The sequence below is a fragment of the Actinotalea sp. Marseille-Q4924 genome (assembly GCF_916618755.1).
Taxonomy (GTDB): domain Bacteria; phylum Actinomycetota; class Actinomycetes; order Actinomycetales; family Cellulomonadaceae; genus Actinotalea.
In genome coordinates this window covers 779,196-797,165 of sequence record NZ_CAKAKB010000001.1, presented here as the reverse complement: position 1 = coordinate 797,165, position 17,970 = coordinate 779,196, and the positions used below count along the sequence as shown (strand labels likewise).

19 protein-coding genes are annotated in these 17,970 nt (G+C 71.8%); 9 read left to right on the top strand and 10 right to left on the bottom strand.

All coding sequences use genetic code 11. The annotated features are described in order from the left end of the window. The first annotated feature begins 97 nt into the window (after window positions 1–97). A complete protein-coding gene (locus LG379_RS03825) occupies window positions 98–643 on the top strand; it encodes a glutathione peroxidase (RefSeq protein WP_225753224.1) in 546 nt (181 codons plus the stop codon). A gap of 361 nt (window positions 644–1,004) precedes the next feature. After that, window positions 1,005–1,322: a hypothetical protein gene (locus LG379_RS03820; protein WP_155855120.1), complete on the top strand. Its 318-nt coding sequence runs from the start codon at window positions 1,005–1,007 to the stop codon at window positions 1,320–1,322. Window positions 1,323–1,549: 227 nt separating this feature from the next. On the opposite strand, the gene LG379_RS03815 is transcribed toward LG379_RS03820, so the two are convergent. Both LG379_RS03815 and LG379_RS03810 read right to left on the bottom strand, forming a co-directional pair. Then, window positions 1,550–3,238, bottom strand: coding sequence for an MDR family MFS transporter (locus LG379_RS03815; protein ID WP_043601933.1), 1,689 nt, complete (start codon window positions 3,236–3,238; stop codon window positions 1,550–1,552). Then, the gene (locus LG379_RS03810) at window positions 3,235–3,723 is read right to left on the bottom strand and encodes a MarR family winged helix-turn-helix transcriptional regulator (protein WP_052022175.1); all 489 of its coding nucleotides are present in this window, start codon (window positions 3,721–3,723) and stop codon (window positions 3,235–3,237) included. Before LG379_RS03810 ends, LG379_RS03815 begins: the two co-directional genes overlap by 4 nt. Before the next feature lie 551 nt (window positions 3,724–4,274). On the opposite strand from LG379_RS03810, the gene LG379_RS03805 reads away from it, so the two are divergent. Continuing rightward, a complete protein-coding gene (locus LG379_RS03805) occupies window positions 4,275–5,396 on the top strand; it encodes a tyrosine-type recombinase/integrase (RefSeq protein WP_225753223.1) in 1,122 nt (373 codons plus the stop codon). A gap of 81 nt (window positions 5,397–5,477) precedes the next feature. Here the strand turns inward: LG379_RS03805 and LG379_RS03800 are convergent, their stop codons facing one another. Genes LG379_RS03800 through LG379_RS03780 form a run of 5 tightly spaced genes read right to left on the bottom strand, consistent with a single transcriptional unit; the run spans window position 5,478 to window position 11,622 of the window. After that, window positions 5,478–5,696: a hypothetical protein gene (locus tag LG379_RS03800; protein WP_225753222.1), complete on the bottom strand. Its 219-nt coding sequence runs from the start codon at window positions 5,694–5,696 to the stop codon at window positions 5,478–5,480. Between the two features lie 31 nt (window positions 5,697–5,727). Then, the gene (cydC, locus tag LG379_RS03795) at window positions 5,728–8,046 is read right to left on the bottom strand and encodes a thiol reductant ABC exporter subunit CydC (protein ID WP_225753221.1); all 2,319 of its coding nucleotides are present in this window, start codon (window positions 8,044–8,046) and stop codon (window positions 5,728–5,730) included. After that, entirely contained in the window at window positions 8,043–9,119 is a 1,077-nt protein-coding gene (locus LG379_RS03790) for an ABC transporter transmembrane domain-containing protein (RefSeq protein ID WP_225753220.1), read from the bottom strand. Before LG379_RS03790 ends, cydC begins: the two co-directional genes overlap by 4 nt. Then, window positions 9,116–10,114, bottom strand: a complete 999-nt coding sequence (gene cydB, locus LG379_RS03785) for a cytochrome d ubiquinol oxidase subunit II (protein WP_225753219.1) — start codon at window positions 10,112–10,114, stop codon at window positions 9,116–9,118. Before cydB ends, LG379_RS03790 begins: the two co-directional genes overlap by 4 nt. An 8-nt stretch (window positions 10,115–10,122) precedes the next feature. Then, window positions 10,123–11,622 (bottom strand): cytochrome ubiquinol oxidase subunit I, encoded by a 1,500-nt coding sequence (locus LG379_RS03780; protein WP_225753218.1) that lies wholly within the window; start codon window positions 11,620–11,622, stop codon window positions 10,123–10,125. A 114-nt stretch (window positions 11,623–11,736) separates the two neighbouring features. Between LG379_RS03780 and LG379_RS03775 the strand changes: the two genes are divergently transcribed. Next, window positions 11,737–12,099: a BlaI/MecI/CopY family transcriptional regulator gene (locus tag LG379_RS03775; RefSeq protein ID WP_043601938.1), complete on the top strand. Its 363-nt coding sequence runs from the start codon at window positions 11,737–11,739 to the stop codon at window positions 12,097–12,099. Between the two features lie 39 nt (window positions 12,100–12,138). Beyond that, on the top strand, window positions 12,139–13,047 hold the full coding sequence (locus tag LG379_RS03770; protein ID WP_043601941.1) for a M56 family metallopeptidase: 909 nt from the start codon (window positions 12,139–12,141) through the stop codon (window positions 13,045–13,047). 153 nt (window positions 13,048–13,200) lie between these two features. Here LG379_RS03770 and LG379_RS03765 read toward each other — a convergent pair whose 3' ends face one another. After that, a complete protein-coding gene (locus LG379_RS03765; protein ID WP_161784004.1) occupies window positions 13,201–13,398 on the bottom strand; it encodes a hypothetical protein in 198 nt (65 codons plus the stop codon). Window positions 13,399–13,573: 175 nt separating this feature from the next. Between LG379_RS03765 and LG379_RS16920 the strand changes: the two genes are divergently transcribed. From LG379_RS16920 to LG379_RS03755, 3 genes are all read left to right on the top strand, one after another. Further along, window positions 13,574–13,699, top strand: a complete 126-nt coding sequence (locus LG379_RS16920; protein WP_255632885.1) for a hypothetical protein — start codon at window positions 13,574–13,576, stop codon at window positions 13,697–13,699. A gap of 376 nt (window positions 13,700–14,075) precedes the next feature. Continuing rightward, complete coding sequence (locus LG379_RS03760; RefSeq protein WP_225753357.1) at window positions 14,076–14,357, top strand: CopD family protein; 282 nt, start codon at window positions 14,076–14,078, stop codon at window positions 14,355–14,357. Continuing rightward, window positions 14,354–15,535: a cytochrome c oxidase assembly protein gene (locus LG379_RS03755; RefSeq protein WP_225753217.1), complete on the top strand. Its 1,182-nt coding sequence runs from the start codon at window positions 14,354–14,356 to the stop codon at window positions 15,533–15,535. The genes LG379_RS03760 and LG379_RS03755 overlap by 4 nt, the downstream gene beginning before the upstream one ends. Before the next feature lie 4 nt (window positions 15,536–15,539). Here LG379_RS03755 and LG379_RS03750 read toward each other — a convergent pair whose 3' ends face one another. Beyond that, window positions 15,540–16,454 carry a cation diffusion facilitator family transporter gene (locus tag LG379_RS03750; RefSeq protein WP_225753216.1) on the bottom strand — a complete coding sequence of 305 codons (915 nt, stop codon included), beginning with the start codon at window positions 16,452–16,454 and terminating at the stop codon, window positions 15,540–15,542. Continuing rightward, a complete protein-coding gene (locus LG379_RS03745) occupies window positions 16,454–16,831 on the bottom strand; it encodes a helix-turn-helix transcriptional regulator (protein ID WP_225753215.1) in 378 nt (125 codons plus the stop codon). The genes LG379_RS03750 and LG379_RS03745 overlap by 1 nt, the downstream gene beginning before the upstream one ends. A gap of 139 nt (window positions 16,832–16,970) precedes the next feature. Between LG379_RS03745 and LG379_RS03740 the strand changes: the two genes are divergently transcribed. Beyond that, entirely contained in the window at window positions 16,971–17,963 is a 993-nt protein-coding gene (locus LG379_RS03740; RefSeq protein ID WP_225753214.1) for a cytochrome c oxidase assembly protein, read from the top strand. The last annotated feature ends 7 nt before the right edge of the window (window positions 17,964–17,970 follow it).

Genomic DNA, 17,970 nt, shown 5'->3' with positions numbered 1-17,970 from the left:
ACCTACCCCACCGCGGGCAGCCCGCTGAGGGCTGTCGCGCCACCGGCCGGCACCGCCGGGGCGGGAATGCCCGTTTTCGCCGCGGTGTTGAGCAGGCATGGCGATCGACGACATCCCGGTCACGACGATCGACGACATCCCGGTCACGACGATCGACGACATCCCGGTCACGACGATCGACGGCGAGGTCACGACCCTGGCGAGGTACGCCGGGCAGGTCAGGCTGATCGTCAACGTCGCCTCGCGGTGCGGGCTCGCACCCCAGTACGACAAGCTCGAGGCCCTCCAGCGCACCTATGGGCAGCGAGGTTTCACCGTGCTCGGGTTCCCGAGCAACCAGTTCCTGCAGGAACTGGGCAGTGAGGACGCCATCAAGGAGTACTGCTCGACGACCTGGGGCGTGACCTTTCCGATGTTCGAGCGGGTCAAGGTCAACGGCAGGTCACGGCACCCTCTCTACGCCGAGTTGACCCGCACCCCCGACGCCAGCGGGAAGGCGGGGCGCATCACCTGGAACTTCGAGAAGTTCCTCCTCACCCCCGACGGCCATGTGCATCGATTCCGGCCGAAGGTCGAGCCCGACGCGCCCGAGATCATAGAGCTGATCGAGGCGCACCTCCCCCAGCCTGGCCGTGAGGCCTGACCTGGTCCGTCTGTTCAGTGGGCGAGAGCGTATGAGCTCCGCTGGTCGTCGTTGATCGCCAGTGCGGCGAACACGATCGTCGGGTGCACTCCGTCGGCGGGCGGGGTCGGCGGGCGGGTCCGCGAGGAGATTCGACCGGGCACCGCAGGTCGGTCGCGGCATCCGCAGCGACTGCTCGACCGGGCACAGGTCGCGGTGGCCGGCGAGCACCACGCCGCCGATCGGGACGGCGGCGGCACGGCCGGACGCTTCCGTTGCGCGGCCCGTCGTGGCAGGGTTGCTGACAAGCCCCCGGGAGTTGGCCCGGTGGCGCGATGCGAGCCGATGAGCGTTGCGAGACCCCGGGAAGAGGGGTGCCGTGGTGTTGCACCTTCGCGCCAGGCTGTACCTCTACACCCTGGCGACATGGCTGCTGGGAGCGGCCCGCCTCCTGGCGTGGTGCCTGATGACCGGAAGCCTCGCGATGGGCACCTACTGGTACGCACGTCCAGCGGTCCTGACCACGTGGCTGGCGGCCGGGCCCCCCGCCTGGCCCGGACCCGATCGCCGGCCCGTCGTCGTTGCGCTGGAGGCGGCCCGTGGGGTCGCCGCGATGGAGGCCTGGATGCAGGCTGGCTGTCCCGCGCTGGCTGATCGACCAGGGAGCCACCGCGCGGGACCGCCGGACGCGACCGGCTGACCCCCTCCCGGCGCGGCGGCAAGCCGGCCCCACGGCACGCGTCCCGCTGGGCTCAAGCGGCGTGCGGCCAACAGTCAGTGCTTGACCGCCGCGGACCCGCCACGCCCTCTGTGCGTGTCACGGCCACGATCCGCCGGTCAGGGCGACAACGGAGGGCGAACGGCGTCGGGGTCAGGACACCCGTTTCCTGCATCCCGCATGCGTCACCAGCTCCTGAACCACAACACCTAGCGACGCCGGGGCACCCCCGGTGGCTGGGGATCGCCCGGCGCGGGTGCGTCTTCTTCGGCGGTGAGGTGCGCGTCGGGGTCGACCGCGGTCTCGAACGCGGCGGCGACGTCCTCGCCCGAGGTGTGCCCCCGGGTGTGTCGCAGGGGAGCTTCGCGAAGGAAGAGCAGGATGACGAACCCGAGCAACGCGAAGGGTACGGCGGCCAGGAACGTGGTCTGCAGTGCCTCGGCGAACCCGGTGGTGACCGCGAGATGGATGGGCTCCGGCAGGTCGGCGATCTGCTCGGGACTGCCCAGGGTCGCGGCCCCGCGGGGCATCTGGTCGGCGGGGAAGCCTGCCGCCTCGAGCTGCGCGGGGATGGTGTCGCGGAGCCGGTGGGTGAGCAGCGCGCCGAAGACTGCCACTCCCATCGCGCCGCCGAGGGAGCGGAAGAAGGTCGCCCCGGAGGTGGCCACGCCGAGGTCGGCATGGGGCACCGCGTTCTGGGTCGCCAGGACCAGGACCTGCATCACCATACCGATGCCGGCGCCGGTGATGAACATGAACACCCCGGCGAGCCACAGCGGGGTGTCCACCGACAGTCGGCTCATCAGCGCCAGCCCACCGGCGGCGACCAGCAGACCCGCGACGGGAAACATCTTGTAGCGGCCGGAACGGGTGATCAGGCGCCCTGACCCAATCGAGGTGATCAGCAGTCCGACCATCAACGGAAGGGTCAGCAGACCGGAGGCGGTGGGCGACTCGCCCTTGACGATCTGCAGGTACTGAGGCAGGAAGATGATGGCGCCGAACATGGCGACCCCGACCACGAACCCGGCCAGGCTGGTGATGACGAACGTGTGGTTGGCGAACAGCCGAGGAGGCATGATCGGCTCGGCCGTCCGGCGTTCCTGCCAGACCGTGAGCGCGAGCATCACCAGCGCCACCGCGGCCAGGCCATAGGTCCAGACCGAGTTCCAGGCGAACTCCTTGCCACCGAGGGAGAGCATCAGCAGCAGCGCACTGATCCCGGCGACGATGAAGAACGCTCCCAGCCAGTCGATCGCGTGCTGGCGGCGGGGGAACGGCAGCTTCAGCACGCGTTCCGTCACCACGAGGGCGACGATGCCGACAGGGATCCCGACCCAGAAAGTCCACCGCCACGACAGGTGCTCGACCAGGAAGCCGCCGAGCAAGGGCCCGGCGACGGTAGCCAGGCCGAAGACCGAGCCGATGTAGCCCTGGTAGCGGCCACGCTCGCGAGGGCTGACGACATCACCGATGATCGCCTGGGAAAGTGCCATCAGCCCTCCCACGCCGATCCCCATCACGGCGCGGAACCCGACCAGCTGCCCCATGTTCTGGGCGAACCCGGCGGCAAGGGACGAGACCAGGAAGATCCCGATCGCTGACTGGAACATGATCTTGCGGCCGTACAGGTCCGAGAGCTTGCCCCAGATGGGGGTGGACGCGGTCGAGGTCAACAACGTGGCAGACACGACCCAGGCCAGCTGGTCCTGACCACCGAGCTCCCCGACGATCGTGGGCAGCGCGGTGGCCACGATCGTCTGGGACAAGGCGGAGACCAGCATGCCCAGCATCAGACCCACCAACACGATGAGGATCTGCCGGTGCGTCAGGATCGGCATCACCTGCTCGGTCGGCGCCGCGGGCTGCTCGGCTCGGGGCGACGGTGAGGTGCTCATGGCTGACTCTCTTCTCGGGTGGACTGGCTCAGCTGGTGGTCGAGGCCGGCGTTGAAGGCGGCCAGCAGGGACGCGAAGTTCGCCAGGTCCTCGCGAGACCAGGACTGCAGCAGCCCGCGGACGACGCCGCGCCGTTCCGCCCGCGTCGCGGTCAACACCTCCTGACCGTGCTCGGTGAGCCGCAGCCGGCAGGCACGTCGGTCCTCGGCGTCGGGCTCGCGCGCGACCAGGCCGGCCTGCTCCAGAGAGGTGACCTGGCGGCTGATCGTGGAGGCATCCAGGTGGAAGTGGGCCGCCAGAGCGCCGGGGCGCAGCGGGCCCATGTCGTGGAGCCACGCGAGAATCCCATAGGCCGCCCGTTCCACGACCTGCGCCGCCGGGGCCCCGCGCAGGTACACCTTCTGGGCCCGACGCACCAGCAAGGTCAGCTCCTGCTCGATCGACTCCACCGAGGCAAGGTCGGCCGTCGACTCAACTAGTTGCATGTACCAACCATACTCAATCGCACGGGCCGAAAACGAAGGTCACGGGTTGACGACAGCGAGCACTGGCGGGGGCAACGCCCGGTTCTGCGACCTGCCGGTCTCGTCGGCAGTCCACAACCGCCACAGGAGCCCACGCCGTCCCCGGCGGCCGACCACCAGTCCGCCAAATGATCAACCTCTGTGTCCATCACCGCCCAGGACCTCCACGTGACTGGGCAGTGTTCGGCGATGTCTGCGCCAGTTCGGGCGACTTCCAGGCAACCGGTGTTGACACCTCGTTGACACCAACGCCAGAGGCCCTCCCGATCCGAAGATCGAAAGGGCCTCTGAACTGCTACTTCAAGTAGCGGGGGCAGGATTTTAACCTGCGACCTCTGGGTTATGAGCCGAGTGCTCTACCGTCGACGCCCGTGGTTGAGTAGGCTCGCACGGAGCGAATGTGCAGGTCAACGGCTAACTCTGAGTCCGCCATCGTTCGGGACGGGCCGCATGTGTGCGCCCGTCGCTTGCCCACATTTTGCCCACACCACACGTACGGAAGAGGTCGCCGCATGGCCTGGGTCGCCAAGCGTCGAAGCGCCGACGGCTCCGTCCGACACCAAGCGCGGTACCGGGACCCCTTCGGCGAGAAGCGGACTGCCGGAACGTTCTCGACCAGCCGAGAAGCTCTGAAGGCGGCCATGAAGGCGGAGGGGAAGGTCGCCGACGGCACGTGGATCGACCCACGGGGTGGCGCCATCACCTTCCGCGAGTACGCCGAAGACGTCTGGCTGCCGTCACGGCACCTCGAGGTGAGCACCCGAGCCGGCTACGTGTCCTACCTTCGCAACCACTTCGTGCCGTTCTTCGGCAAGATGACGCTGGCCCGCATCATGCCGTCGACGGTCCAAGACTGGGTGACGCGAGGCGTCGAGCAGGGCCTGTCACCTCGGTCGATCGCGAAGTACCACGTGATGCTGCACTCGGTGTTCGCCCGCGCTGTGCGCGACCGTCTCATCGCCTTCAACCCGTGCGAAGACACCGAGCTGCCCAAGGTCGTCGCGAGGAAAGCGCGGACACTGACTCCCGAGGAGTACACGTCCGTGCTCGCCGAGATCCCCGACCGCTTCAAGCCACTGGTGATGACAGCGATCGAGACCGGCCTCCGTTGGGGTGAGCTCGTCGCGCTGCGCCCACGGCACGTGGACTTCCTTCGACGCTCGATCACCGTCGAGGAAACGATCGTCGAGGTCTCGCGCAAGGACTCCCCCACCGGCGAGCGGATGCTCGCCAAGCCCTACCCCAAAGACGACGAACCCCGGACGCTGCGGGTGTCGCAGAGGCTCCTCGACGTCCTCGCTGCACGCATCGCCGAGCTGGGCCTCGCCCTTGACGACCTAATGTTCCCGTCGCGCGAGGTCGCCGGTGGTCACCCACTCTCACGAGCGACGTTCAACACGCGGTACTGGAGGCCGGCGGTGCAGCGCTCCGGCATCGACTTCAACGTACGCATGCACGACCTTCGCCATGCGCACGCCTCGTGGCTGCTCGCTGGCGGGGCCGACCTGAAGACCGTCATGCAGCGCATGGGCCACTCGCAGATCATGACGACGCAGAAGTACCTGCACACCCTGCCCGACGCCGACGACAAAGCTCTTGCAGCCTTCGAGGCTGTGCGCAGTCGGACCCAATAGCCCGAGAAGAGCGGACTGCCGACCCGACACCCTGCCGGACCGCTGCCACCTTCGCAGGTCGCAACGTTGCCCCACGGAAACTCAGCCAGCGGTGATTTCGGTCGGCACCGGGATGCGGAGCTGGTTGGCGATGGGCGCGTACAGGTCGATGCTCTGTTCGTCTGTGCGCAGGGAGACCCGCAGCGCATATCGGACAGGCAAGCCCATGCGGTCGGCGCGGCGGGCCGCGCGCTCGCCGGCCTGCCGTGGGTCCTGCGCGACCGCCGACCCCTCCCGCCGCGTGCGGAGGCCCGGTTCCACGCCCGCGACAGATCGCGTTCAGTACACGAAGTCAGTCAGTCGCTGAATCAGGACCGGCCGTTGCTGGGTCTCCCCACATCCTCACTGTCAGTCGCGGGCGTGGAACCGGGCGGGGCGCGACCGCGTGGTGCATCACCAGAAGGGCACGCGGCGGTCGTCGATCGTGCGCACGGTCCCGCAGTGCCTCAAGGAGTGCGTCGGCGTCGGCGGCAGCGAGCCCGGCGGTCGGTTCGTCCAGGACCAGTACGGCCGGGTCACGCAGCAGCGCGCGCGCAAGGACGAGCCGTCGCCGCTCCCCCCCGGAGATCGTCGCCCCGCTCAGCCACGTGTCGAGCCCGTCCTCCAGGCCGGCGAACCACCCGCCCAGATGGGCGTCGTGCAGCGCCCGCACCAGGGCGTCGTCTGGGGCGTCCGAGCACGCGAGGCGAAGGTTCTCGCGCAGAGTCGTCGCGAAGACGTGGTCGGCGTCGCCGGCGAGCGCCACGAGGCCCTCCCGACGGGCGTCCGCCGGCTCCCGTCCGCACACCACGACCCGGCCGGCTGCGGGAGCCCGCAGCCCCACGAGCACCGCGGCCAGGGTCGACTTGCCGCCGCCGGAGGGCCAGGTGATCTCGCGCACCTGGGCAGGTGCGACGCTGAGGTCGACGCCATCCAGGACAGGTCGGCCGCCCCACCCCGCGTGCAGGCCCGCGACGACGACGCCCTCGCAGGCGTCGCTCTGCTGGGTCCGGCGGGCGCCGGCATCGGAGGCGACGGCGGGGGCGCCGGCTACCGCACCGAGTGCGGCGAGCCGGTTCGCGGCGGAGGCACCGCGATGACGGGCCCGGGCCGCTGGCAGGAGCTCCAGGAGCACCTGCCCGGTCGCGACCGCACCGAGCAGGAGCACCGCTACCTCCTCCGGTCCGAGGTCGCTGCGCGGGGCGAGCGCGGCGGCGAGTGCCGCGCCCACGACCGCCACCGCGGCACCGACCTCGGCGACCGCGCGCCCGAGGCCGTCGGTCCGCGCGTCCTGCGCGCGGGCCGCCTCCGCCGCCTGCTCGCGGGCGGCGAGCTCGCGGCGTACCGCCCGGTCGAGCCCGTCAGCGCCCTCCACCGCGGCCACGACGGCGTCGTGGAGCGCCTCGCCGGTCGACTCCAGGACCGGACCGTGGTGCCGGTCGGCACGGAGGACCGCCCAGGGTGCGAGGATACCCGCGGTCACCACCGCGAGCGCCCACGGCAGGAGGGTCGCTGGATGCAGCCACGCGAGGCCCGCCGTCGCGACGGCGAGCGCTGTCACTACGGCCGCGATCGGCACAGCCCCGCGCACGCGCCCGTCGAGCCTTGTGTCGACGTCCTCCACGACGCGGAGCAGGAGCGTCCCCCGGCGGGCGGTGAGACGGCCGGGCACCTGTGGGATCAGCGCCGCGACCACGTCCCCGCGCCACCCCGCCAGGAGGGACAACCCGGCGTCGTGGGAGGCGAGTCGCTCGAGGTAGCGGAAGAGGGGCCGCGCGATGGCGAAGCCGCGCACGGCGACCACCGCGAGCGACAGGGTGAGGATCGGCGGCTGAGCGGAGGCGCGCACGATCATCCAGCTGGCGGCCACCGTCAGGCCGACCCCTGAGAGCAGGGACGCTGCCCCCGCGACGGCCGCGACCGCGAACCGGGCGCGCGCGTCCATCGCGGACCACTGCCGCCGGACCCCCACGAGGAGGCCGGTGTCCTCCGTGGTGCCGTCGGAGGCGACCGGCAGCTCACGGCCCGTCACGTCGTCGTGCGGCGCCGCGGCCCCACCCGACCCTGCGCCCTCGGGCGTCGCACCGGGCGCCCGCTCGGTCAGACGGGCCTGCTCGACGCGAACCACCCGGTCCGCGGCCCGGGACACCGGTTCGCGGTGGGTGGCGACCAGCACCGCGACCCCGCGCGCCGCGGCGTCGCGCAGGCGCCGGAGGACGGCCTGCTCAGCGCCCGCGTCGAGGTGCGCAGTGGGCTCGTCCAGCAGCAGCGCGACGTCCTCCCCCGCCGCCCCGGCGTCCTCGGCCAGCACGAGCGCCCGTGCGAGCGCGAGGCGGTGCCTCTGCCCGGTCGAGAGACCGCCGCCGTCCTCCCCGAGCGGCGTGCCGAGGGCCACCTCGCCCAGCCCGAGCGCCGCGAGCACCTCCGCAGCACGCTCATCGCCGGTGCCGAGCGCCTCACGGACCGTACGAGCCGGCGGCAGCTGGGGCCGTTGGGGCACGTGCAGGGCGCCACGCGCCCAGACCCGGCCGCGGTCGGGCGTGCCGTGCCCGGCCATCAGCCGCAGGAGCGTCGTCTTGCCGCTGCCGGACCGCCCGACGATGGCGACCAGTTCCCCGGCTCGCACCGTCACGTCTGGGAGGACCACCGGCCGCCGGCGCCCCGCGAACCGAACTGAGGCGCCCTGTGCCCCCGCCGCCGACCCCTCCCCTCGCCGTCCTCACGTGCGGTGCCCCCGCCTGCCCCTGCCATCGCGTCGAGGCGGTCCATCACGGCGCTCGCCTGCGCGGACTCGTGGAACTGCGCCCCGGCTTCCCGCAGCGGGCGGTATGCCTCGGGCGCGAGCATGATCGCCGCGAGGGCCGGCCAGAGAGCCATCTCGCCGCCCGCCAGCCGCACCCCGGCGCCCACGGCGACGATCCCGACGGACACGGTCGCGACGAGGTCGAGCGCGGTCGAGGACAGGAAGGCCACGCCCAGCACCCGGGTCGTGGCTCGGGCGTACGCCCGACTGGACCGCCTGACCTGCTCGACCTGGCGCTCGGCGCGGTCGTAAAGCCTCAGCGTCACCAGCCCGCGGACCACGTCGAGGAAGTGCCCGGCGAGCCGGCCGCCGTGCGCGTACTGCTGGTCGGCGCCGCGTCGGGTGGCCCACCCGACGAGCACCGCGAATAGGGGCACCAGCGGCAGGGTGAGCAGCACGGTCATGGCGGACGGCCAGTCGACCAGCACGAGCAGCGCGAGCACGACCGGAGGCAGCACGCCGGCGACCACGAGCGCGGGCAGGTAGGCCGCGAACCAGGGCCGGAGTGGGTCGAGTCCCGTGGACAGGACCGCGGCCGGGTCACCGCCCGCCCGGACCGCGGCGCCAGGATCGCGCATGAGCGACTTGAGGCCGACCGCGCGTGCGCCCGCGACCGCAGCGCCGCTGACGCGTTGGGCGACCGTCGGCTGCGCGTGGGCGAGCCCCGTGCGCACGACGAGCGCCGCGGACAGGACGAGCAGGGCCTGCTCCCACCGCGCACCCTCGACCAGAGCCACCACCAGCCACGTCAGCGTGAGCGCCACCGCGACCGTCGTCAGGGCCTGCGCGACGGCCACCGCGACGAGCGCCGCGAGGGCACCGCGGACGGGCGCGGCGAGGCGGAGCAGACGCAGGTCGACCGGGCCGGGGCCACGCCCGCCGCGGGACGGGGCGGCGCTCATGTGGGCACGGGGTCGCTCGCCACGCGCCGCCGGAACACCCAGTACGCCAGCCCCTGGTACGCGAGGACGCCGGGGAGGAGGACCAGAGCCGCCCAGCTGATGGTGCTGAGCGCGTACGCGCTCGCCCGCGCAGACTCGATCGTCACCGACCACGCCGGGTCGAGCGTGCTGGACAGCAGCACCGGGGCGTCCTGCACAAACAGGGCGACGACGACGACAGCCTGGACGGCTACGGAGAGGGCGAACGCCCAGGCCTCCCTGCCGGCACGGGCCGCGAGGGCCGCAGCGCCGAGGACGGCGACGCACGCACCGACGACGGTGCCCGGGAGCCCTCCTCCGATGCCGGCGACCAGCACCACGGCGGTGAGGACACCGGCGGACGGGCCGACCCACGCCCGGGCCCGGTCCCGGACGCCACCCGTCGTGCGGAGCCCGAGGTACGTCGCGCCGAGCAGGGCCGCGGCGGCGAGGCCGCCGAGGGCGCCCAGGAGGGCACCGGGCTGGGCGAGCGTCCCGGCGGTCCGGGCGAGCGCGCCGCCGTCCGCTGCGACCTCCCCGTCCGGGCCGAGCGCGAGCCCGCCCGCGAGCACGCCGACCACCGCGCCGAGCAGCGAGGCCGTGGCGGCCGAGCTGACGGCGAGGGCCGCGTCGCAGCGCGCGCGCCACCGCTCGTCGTCGCGCTTGCCCCGGAACTCCAGGGCCACACCCCGCACCGCGAGGCACAGCAGCAGGGCCGCCATGGGCAGGTACAGACCGGACAGCGCGGAGGCGTACCAGTCGGGGAACGCGGCGAACATCGTCCCGATCGCCGCGACGAGCCACACCTCGTTGCCGTCCCACACCGGTGCGATGGTCCGCAGTGCTGCGCCGCGCTGCGCGCCGCCGCGGCCGAGGACGGGGGCGAGCATCCCGACGCCGAAGTCGAAGCCCTCGAGCACCAGGAAGAGCACCCAGCACAGGACCACGAGGCCGAACCACAGCAGGGCAAGATCCACGGGACTCCTCAGTAGGTGGGGACGGGCGCGCCGTCGCCGTCGTCGGCGTCGGCCCCGTTGGTGCGGACGGGGCGCGAGGTGAGGTCCTCTGCGACGAGGTGCCGGACAGCCCGGTACCAGACGAGCGCGAGGACGCCATAGACCAGTCCGAAGCCGACGAGGGAAGTGAGCACCTCGGCGCTGGTGAGGCCTGAGCCCACGCCGCCCTCCGTGCGGAACAGCCCGAAGACGAGCCACGGCTGACGGGCGGTCTCGGTGAAGACCCACCCGAAGCTGTTGGCGAGCACCGGCAGCGCGGGCAGCAGCGGCAGGCAGGCGAGAACGCCGGTGCCGAGGAGGGTCCGCAGGCTTTCCCTGCCGGCGAGCACGCCCCGGGCCGCGCCCGCGAGGCCGCCTCCGTGCCGCACGAGGCCGTGGCCGCGACGCGTGACCCACAAGAACAGGACGGCGAGGGTGGCCGCCAGCATGCCGGTGCCGATCATCAGCCGGAAGGTCCAGTAGGCGACGGGGACCCACGGCACGTAGTCGCCGGGGCCGTGCTCCTGCACGTACTGCGCCTGGAGGTCGTCGATGCCCTGGACGGTCGCGCCGGGGTCGCCGTGCGCGAGGAGCGAGAGCAAGTACGGGACGTCGAGGGAGAGCAAGGGCTCTCCGCCGCTACGTGGGTCCCCGATCGCGAAGACGGAGAACGGCGCGCCGGCCTGCGTGACGTACAGGGCCTCCGCCGCGGCCATCTTCATCGGCTGGACGGCCGTCATGACCTTGCCGAGCAGGTCCCCCGTGATCGCGACGGCAAGCCCGGCGACCGCCGTGACCCATCCGCCGAGGCGGGCGAGGGTGCGCCATGCCAGGTGGTCTTGCTCCCCCCGCGCGGTGGGACCGCGGCCCCATGCACGCCAGGCGCCGACGGCCATGAGCAGCGCGCCGCCGGTCATGGCGGCGCCGGCGATGGTGTGCGGGTACGCCACGAGGTTGACCTCGTTGACCATGAGGGCCCAGAAGCTGTCCAGCTGCGCCCGGCCCGTCCGCGGGTCGACCTGGTACGCGACGGGGTTCTGCATGAACGAATTGGCGGCGAGGATGATGAAGGCGGACAGCAGCGTCCCGATGGCGACCACCCAGATGGTCGCGAGGTGCGCGAGCCGGGGCAGGCGGTCCCAGCCGAAGAACCACAGGCCCAGGAATGTGGCCTCCAGGAAGAAGGCAAGCATGCCCTCGATCGCGAGGGTGGGGCCGAAGACGTCCCCGTAGAAGCGGGCGAAGTCGCTCCAGGACAGGCCGAACTGGAACTCCTGCACCAGGCCGGTCACGACGCCCACGGCGAAGGTGACCATGAGAAGCTTGCCCACAAGCAACGTGAGCTCTCTGTAGTGCGGGCGCCCCGTGCGGTGCCACGCCGTCTGGAGGCCCGCAGTCAGGGCCGCCAGGGAGATCGACAGGGGGACGAAGAAGTAGTGGTAGATCGTCACGACCGCGAACTGCAGGCGTGCGAGCTCCAGGGTGTCCACCGGGGCGATCTCCTGACGTTCGTGTTGTCTACTACAGAACGTCGTAGATGTTACACGGCCTAGTACGTGTCAAGTAGTACGACAAGGTCCAAAGGTCCCGGTAGGATCTGCGCCATGGCGATGGGTGAGCTCGAGAGCGCCGTCATGGCGCATCTGTGGGACGCCGAGCAGCCGTGCACCGTCCGCGAGGTGCACGAGGCGCTCCAGGCGGACCGGCCGCTCGCCTACACCACTGTGATGACCGTCATGGACCGCCTCGCCAAGAAGGGCGCGGTCACGCAGCTCCGGGAGGGCCGCGCCTATCGCTATGCCCCGCTGCGCAGCCGCGAGCAGACCACGGCCGAGCTCATGCTGGATGCCCTCGGCCTGAGCGACGGGACCGACGCCCGCGTCGCCGCCCTCCAGCACTTCATCGGGCGGGTCAGCTCCGCCGAGGCCGATGCGCTCCGCGCCGCCCTCGGGCGTCCCGCGCTCTGACCGGCAGCCCGCGACCGTGACCGCCCCGCGCGGAGCACCGTGACGGCACTGTCCCTCGCAGCCCTCGCCGTCCTGCTGTCGGTCGCTGCGCCTGTCGCGCTCGCGCGGCTCCGACCGCTGCACCGGGCGCCCCGGGCGGCCGTGGTGCTCTGGCAGGCTGGGGCGCTTGCCGCGGTGCTCGCCGCCGTCGGCGCCGCCCTCGCCGCGCCGGAGGAGATCTGGCGGGCGGTGCGGAGCGAGCAGGGCGCGCGCGACGCCTGGCTGCTGGTCGCGGCCTCCGTCGCCGCGCTCACCGCGGGCACCATCGTCCTGCGGCTGACCGTCACCACCCTGCGGCTCGGCGTCGTACTGCGACGCCGTCGCCGTCGGCAGCGGGACGCCCTTGATCTCCTGGGCGCGTTCGACGACGACGCCGCCCGGCTCCACGTTCTGAGCGGCACCGTCCCGCTGGCGTACTGCGTCCCCGGTCGGCCCGCGCGCGTCGTCGTGACCGAGAGGGTGCTCCAGGTGCTCGACGAGGCCGAGACGCGCGCCGTCGTCGAGCACGAGCGGGCCCATCTGCGCGCCCGCCACGACCTCGTCCTGGAGGCGTTCACCGCCCTGCACGTCGCCTTCCCCCGCGTGGTCCGCAGTCGCCTCGCCCTGGACGCCGTCAGCACCCTGCTGGAGATGCTCGCCGACGACGTCGCGGCACAGCGCACCGGGCCCGGGCCCCTGCGCCGTGCCCTCTGTGCCCTTGAGCCGAAGGCCGCAGGGCACGAGGTCGCGCTGCGCCGCGCGCGCCTGGAAGACGTCTACCCCGACGACGGGCCTCGGGGGCACGCCCGGGCAGTTGCCGCCGGCGCCTACCTCGCCGGCGCCGCCGTGCTCGCGGTCCCCACCGTTGCCCTCGTCACGCCCTGGCTCCGCGCGGCGGTGAGCGCCCTTACCGGTGCGCCGTCCGAATGACACCGACGAGAGATCCTCGATCCATGCGGGCCAGAGCGGCCACGGCACTCACTCGCGGCACGCCAGACCGCTCGACCGGATCTACCCGGTAGTCTCCCTGCACGCGGTCACCTGCGCGGCCCGCTCTCTCCGTGGGTGCCCAGCGCCGGCTCGTCATACCGATTGAAGAGAAGCGCCGGCCGAAGGACGGGGCAGGCGGTCCTTAATCAGGGAGGGATGCACGTGCTGGAGATCCTCGGTGCCCTCGCCCCGAGTGCAGGCGTCGGCCTGATCTTCTGGCTCGCGATGCGCAAGATCGTTCATGCGGACCGCAACGAGCGGGCAGCCCTGGCGGCGCTCGATCGACAGCACCTGCTCCAGTCCGAGCGGGAGCTAGATGCGGGACGTCAAGCGAGCGTCCTTGCCGGCGATACCCAACGAGTTGGGGCACCGGATGCGGAGGAGTGGCCAGGCGGTAGGCCTGCGCCTGCCGAACACGTGTCAACGTCGTCTGAATGGCAGACTCCCGAATCGTCCGATGTGGCACGTGCAGGAGGGGAAGATGACTAAGCCGCGCAAGCGGCCTTCCCGGCTCGGATTGGTGCTGCCGCTGGTCGCATTCGGGCTGGTCATCGCGGTTTACGCGGTCTCCCTCGTCATCGAGCTGACCTAGCCCCCCGGGGCGCCCGCCACGGCGAGTTCCCGTCCGACGATCCCGCCACGTCTCGCGGTCCGCCCACCGGTCGGACGGGGACAGATGGCATCTCGCCCGTTGCTCATGCTTCTTTCGTGCGGTGACCGGCCGATCTCTTCGGTGGCTCACGGTGCTCCGTGGGGCCGTCCAACGATAGATGTGGCCACGATGTGACTGAGCAGCGCGTTATCGCCAACAAGCCGAAGATCGGCGCCCAGAGCGGCGCCGCGCCAGCCAAGCCGTCGGATGCGGAGGCCCCGCGGACGCGGCGCAGCATGAAGATGGTCGTCATCCTGGCGGTCCTCGCCCTCCTCGGCGCGGCGGCGGGCTACTGGTTCCTCATGGGGTGGGCGCGATGTTCTTGCACCTGGTCGGTGCCGCGCTGTGGATCGGGGGGCTCGCGGCGATCGCGCTCGTGGCTCGTCATCTCGGCGGCGCCCTGGGCACCACCGTCGCGCGCTGGTCGCCGGTAGCGGCGTGGTCGCTGGCCGCTGTCGTGGTCTCAGGGCTGGTCAACGTAGTCCTGCGCACCGACGGGCCCGAGGATCTGACGACGCCCTACGGAACGCTGATCGTCGCCAAGGTGCTGCTGACCGGAGGCCTGGCGCTCCTGGCCTGGTGCATCGCCGGTCCGTGATACCCCGCCTCGGGCCGACAGCGTCGGGCCGAGCACCCGCGCTGTTCTGGCGCCTCGTGGCCGTCGAGCTCGCGGTCATGGGCGCTGTGTCCGGTGTCGCGGTCGGGCTCGGCAGCACCGAACCACCCGGCGCCGTGACGGCCAGCGGTGACCTCACCCCGGCCGAGGTCATCACCGGCCATCCGCTGCCGCCGGCCCCGACCGTCGAGCTGTGGCTGACGTCCTTCCGGTGGGACCTGATCATCGCGGCCGGCTGCGCCAGCGCCCTGGTCGTCTACCTGCGGTGGGTGCGCCGCCTACGTGCTCGCGGGGACCGGTGGCCGCTCACCCGGACGGCGTGTGCCGTCACGGGGCTCGTGCTGCTGGGATGGGTGACCTCCGGTGGCCCGGCGGTGTACGGGCACGTGCTGTTCAGCGCGCACATGATCCAGCACATGGTCCTGATCATGGTCGTGCCGATCTTCCTGGCCCTGTCGGCGCCGGTGACGCTCGCCGCACGTGCTCTGCCGGTGCGGCACGACGCCTCCTGGGGGCCACGGGAGTGGCTGCTGGGACTCGTCCACTCGCGCTGGGCGCGGTTCTGGTCGCACCCGGTCGTGGCTGCGGTGAACTTCGCCGGGTCGCTGGTGATCTTCTACTACACGCCGGCGTTCGAGTACGCCCTTCGGTGGCAGATCGGAACCGTGCTGATGGTGGCGCACTTCACGCTCGCCGGTTACCTGTTCGTCAACGCCCTGGTCGGCATCGACCCGGGCCCACGGCGGCCCGCGTTCCCGATCCGACTCCTGCTGCTCTTCGCGACCATGGTGTTCCACGCGTTCTTCGGCGTCGCCTTGGTCATGCAGGAGACCCTCCTTGTCCCTGAGTGGTTCGGGATGCTGGGTCGACCGTGGGGGCCGTCCGCGCTGGAGGACCAGCGGGACGGTGGCGCGATCGCGTGGGGCATCAGCGAGGTGCCGATGCTCGCCCTGGCCATCGGTATCGCCCTGGCGTGGACCAAGGACGACGAGCGCACCGCGAAACGTCTGGACCGCGCCGCGGACCGCAGCGGCCACGCCGATCTGGCCGCCTACAACGCGATGCTCACTCGCATGGCCGAGCGCGCCGACGCCAATGACCCCGGGGGCACGGAGCAACCTGGGTCCCCCAAGCGCTCGGCGGGGACGCCGGTCGATTGAGCGGCTACCAGGTCAGGTCCGAGCACTCGTGCTGCTGCTGAGCCGTTTCCACCTGGAGCGTGGCATGGGCGATGCCGAAGCCATCGCGCAGGACGTCCCGGGCACCGGCCAGGACCGCGGCGTGATCGGCGCCGCTGCTCGCGACGAGGTGAGCGGTGGCGACGTTCATCCCGGAGGTCAGCACCCACAGGTGAAGGTCGTGGATGGCGCTCACGCCCGGCACGGCGCCCAGCTCTCGGCTGACGGCCTCCGGGTCGATGCCGACGGGTGCGTGCTGGCCCAGTACCGCGAGGACCTGCCGCCCCAGCGTGACGGCACGGACGATGACGAAGACGGCGATCGCCAGCGCGACGACGAGGTCCCAGACCGGCCGCCCGGTGGCGATGATCAGAACACCGGCGACCATGACGCCGACCGAACCGGCAGCGTCGGCCACCACCTCGAAGTAGGCGCCCCGGACATTGAGGCTGTCCTTGGACCCGCTGCGCAGCAGCAGCATGGAGACAACGTTGATCACCAGGCCCACGAAACCGACCACGAGCATCACGCCCGAGGGCAGGGACGGGTCCTCGCCGATCCGACTGATCGCCTCGACCACCACGTACACCCCGACACCGAGCATGATCAGCACCGTCAGGCCGGAAGCGAACACTTCCGCGCGGTACGAGCCGTAGGTTCGCCGCCCCGTGGGGTCGGGGCGGGTGGCGATCCGGGTGGCGAGCAGGGCCGCCCCCAGTGCCACGACGTCGGCGGCCATGTGCCCGGCGTCGGAGATCAGCGCGAGCGAGCCGGAGACCAGCCCCGCTGCCAGCTCGACCGCGAAGAACGTCGCGGTCAGGAGGAACGCTCCGGCCAGGCGGCTGCGGTAACGCCCACCAGCGTGCTCCGCGACGGGGCCGTGACCGTGCCCGGCGCCCATCAGCGGCTGCCCTCGTGTCCGGTGTGCTCCCGGCACACGTCCAGCAACATCCGCACGTGGGCGTCGGCCAACCGGTAGTACACCCGTCGGCCCTCACGCCGGTTGTCCACCACCCCCGAGGCCCGCAGCAGACGCATCGTCTGGGACACCGACGCCTCGGGAACCTGCACCGCCGCGGAGATGTCGCACACACACAGCTCACCGGCCTCCAGCAACGCATAGAGGATCTTCGTGCGCCGTACGTCACCGAGGAGTCGGAACAGCTCGGCAAGCGACCCTGCCTCGGCGTCGTCCGGGACGCTGGCGCGGACCAGCGCCACGCGTTGCGACTGCGGATCGCCACCGATGCAGCCGTCCAGCGGCAGGACCCGACCCATGGGCATCTCCTCATCTGCGCGGATCTTCAGATAACGTCACCCTAGCGCGCTGTGGTCGCCCTCGCTTCGCGGCCCGGACGATGGCCTGCAAATCCATCTGGCCGTCGGAAGGAAGCGCACAGACTCGGAGGAGGAGCGGGTGCAGGACGACCCGGGCGTCACGGGGCCGGTGTGGCTGCCGACCGCACCACCGTCCCTGGAGACGATGCTGGCACCGACGCTGCAGCCCGTGCCGGTCCTTCCGGTGCTGGCCGTGGTGCTGCTGGTGCTGTACCTGGCGGGCGCGTGCCGACTGTGGCTGGGAGGGCGGCGCTGGTCGATCGGCGCGACCATCTCGTTCACGGTGGGCTGTGTGGTGCTGGCGGTCGTGACGGGCGCGGGCATCGAGGGGTACGGGCTGCGGCTGTTCTCGGCGTTCATGTTCCAGCAGCTGACGTTGATGATGCTCGTCCCGCCGCTGCTGGTGCTGGGGCGCCCCGGCACGTTGCTGCTGCGCGCGACCCCGCACCGGGGGGTGGGCCGGCTGGTGCTGGTCTCGGCGCGGCGGGCCCTGCGCAGTCCGGTCAGTCGGGTGGTGCTGCACCCGGCGGTGATGGTGCCGTTGTTCCTGCTCGCGTTCTACGGCCTGTACCTGGCCGAGCTCGCCGACCCGTTGCTGCGCACCTGGACCGGGCACCTGGCCCTGGAGGTGGGGTTCCTGGTGGCCGGGCTGCTGTTCACGGTGCCGGTGCTGTCCACCGACCCCTTGCCGATCCGGCAGACCCATCATGGCCGGGCACTGGACCTGGTGCTGGAGATGCCCCTGCACGCGTTCTTCGGGGTGATCGTGATGATGGCCACCGCGCCGATGGTCCCCTTGTTCGCTGCGCCGCCAATCGGCTGGGAGATCGATCCCCTGCGGGACCAGCAGCTGGCCGGTGGGCTGGCCTGGTCCTACGGGGAGGCGCCAGGACTGCTGATGCTCCTGCTGATCGCCAGTAGGTGGCAGCGCAACGACACCCAGCGGTCCAGGGCGCGGGACCGGCAGATCGACCGAGACGGCGGCGCCGACGCCGAGCTCGAGGAGTACAACGCCTACCTCGCGCGCCTGAACGGCTCGGGGCCCTCGGGGGCGCCACCGGGGCAACCGTGATGGTCGA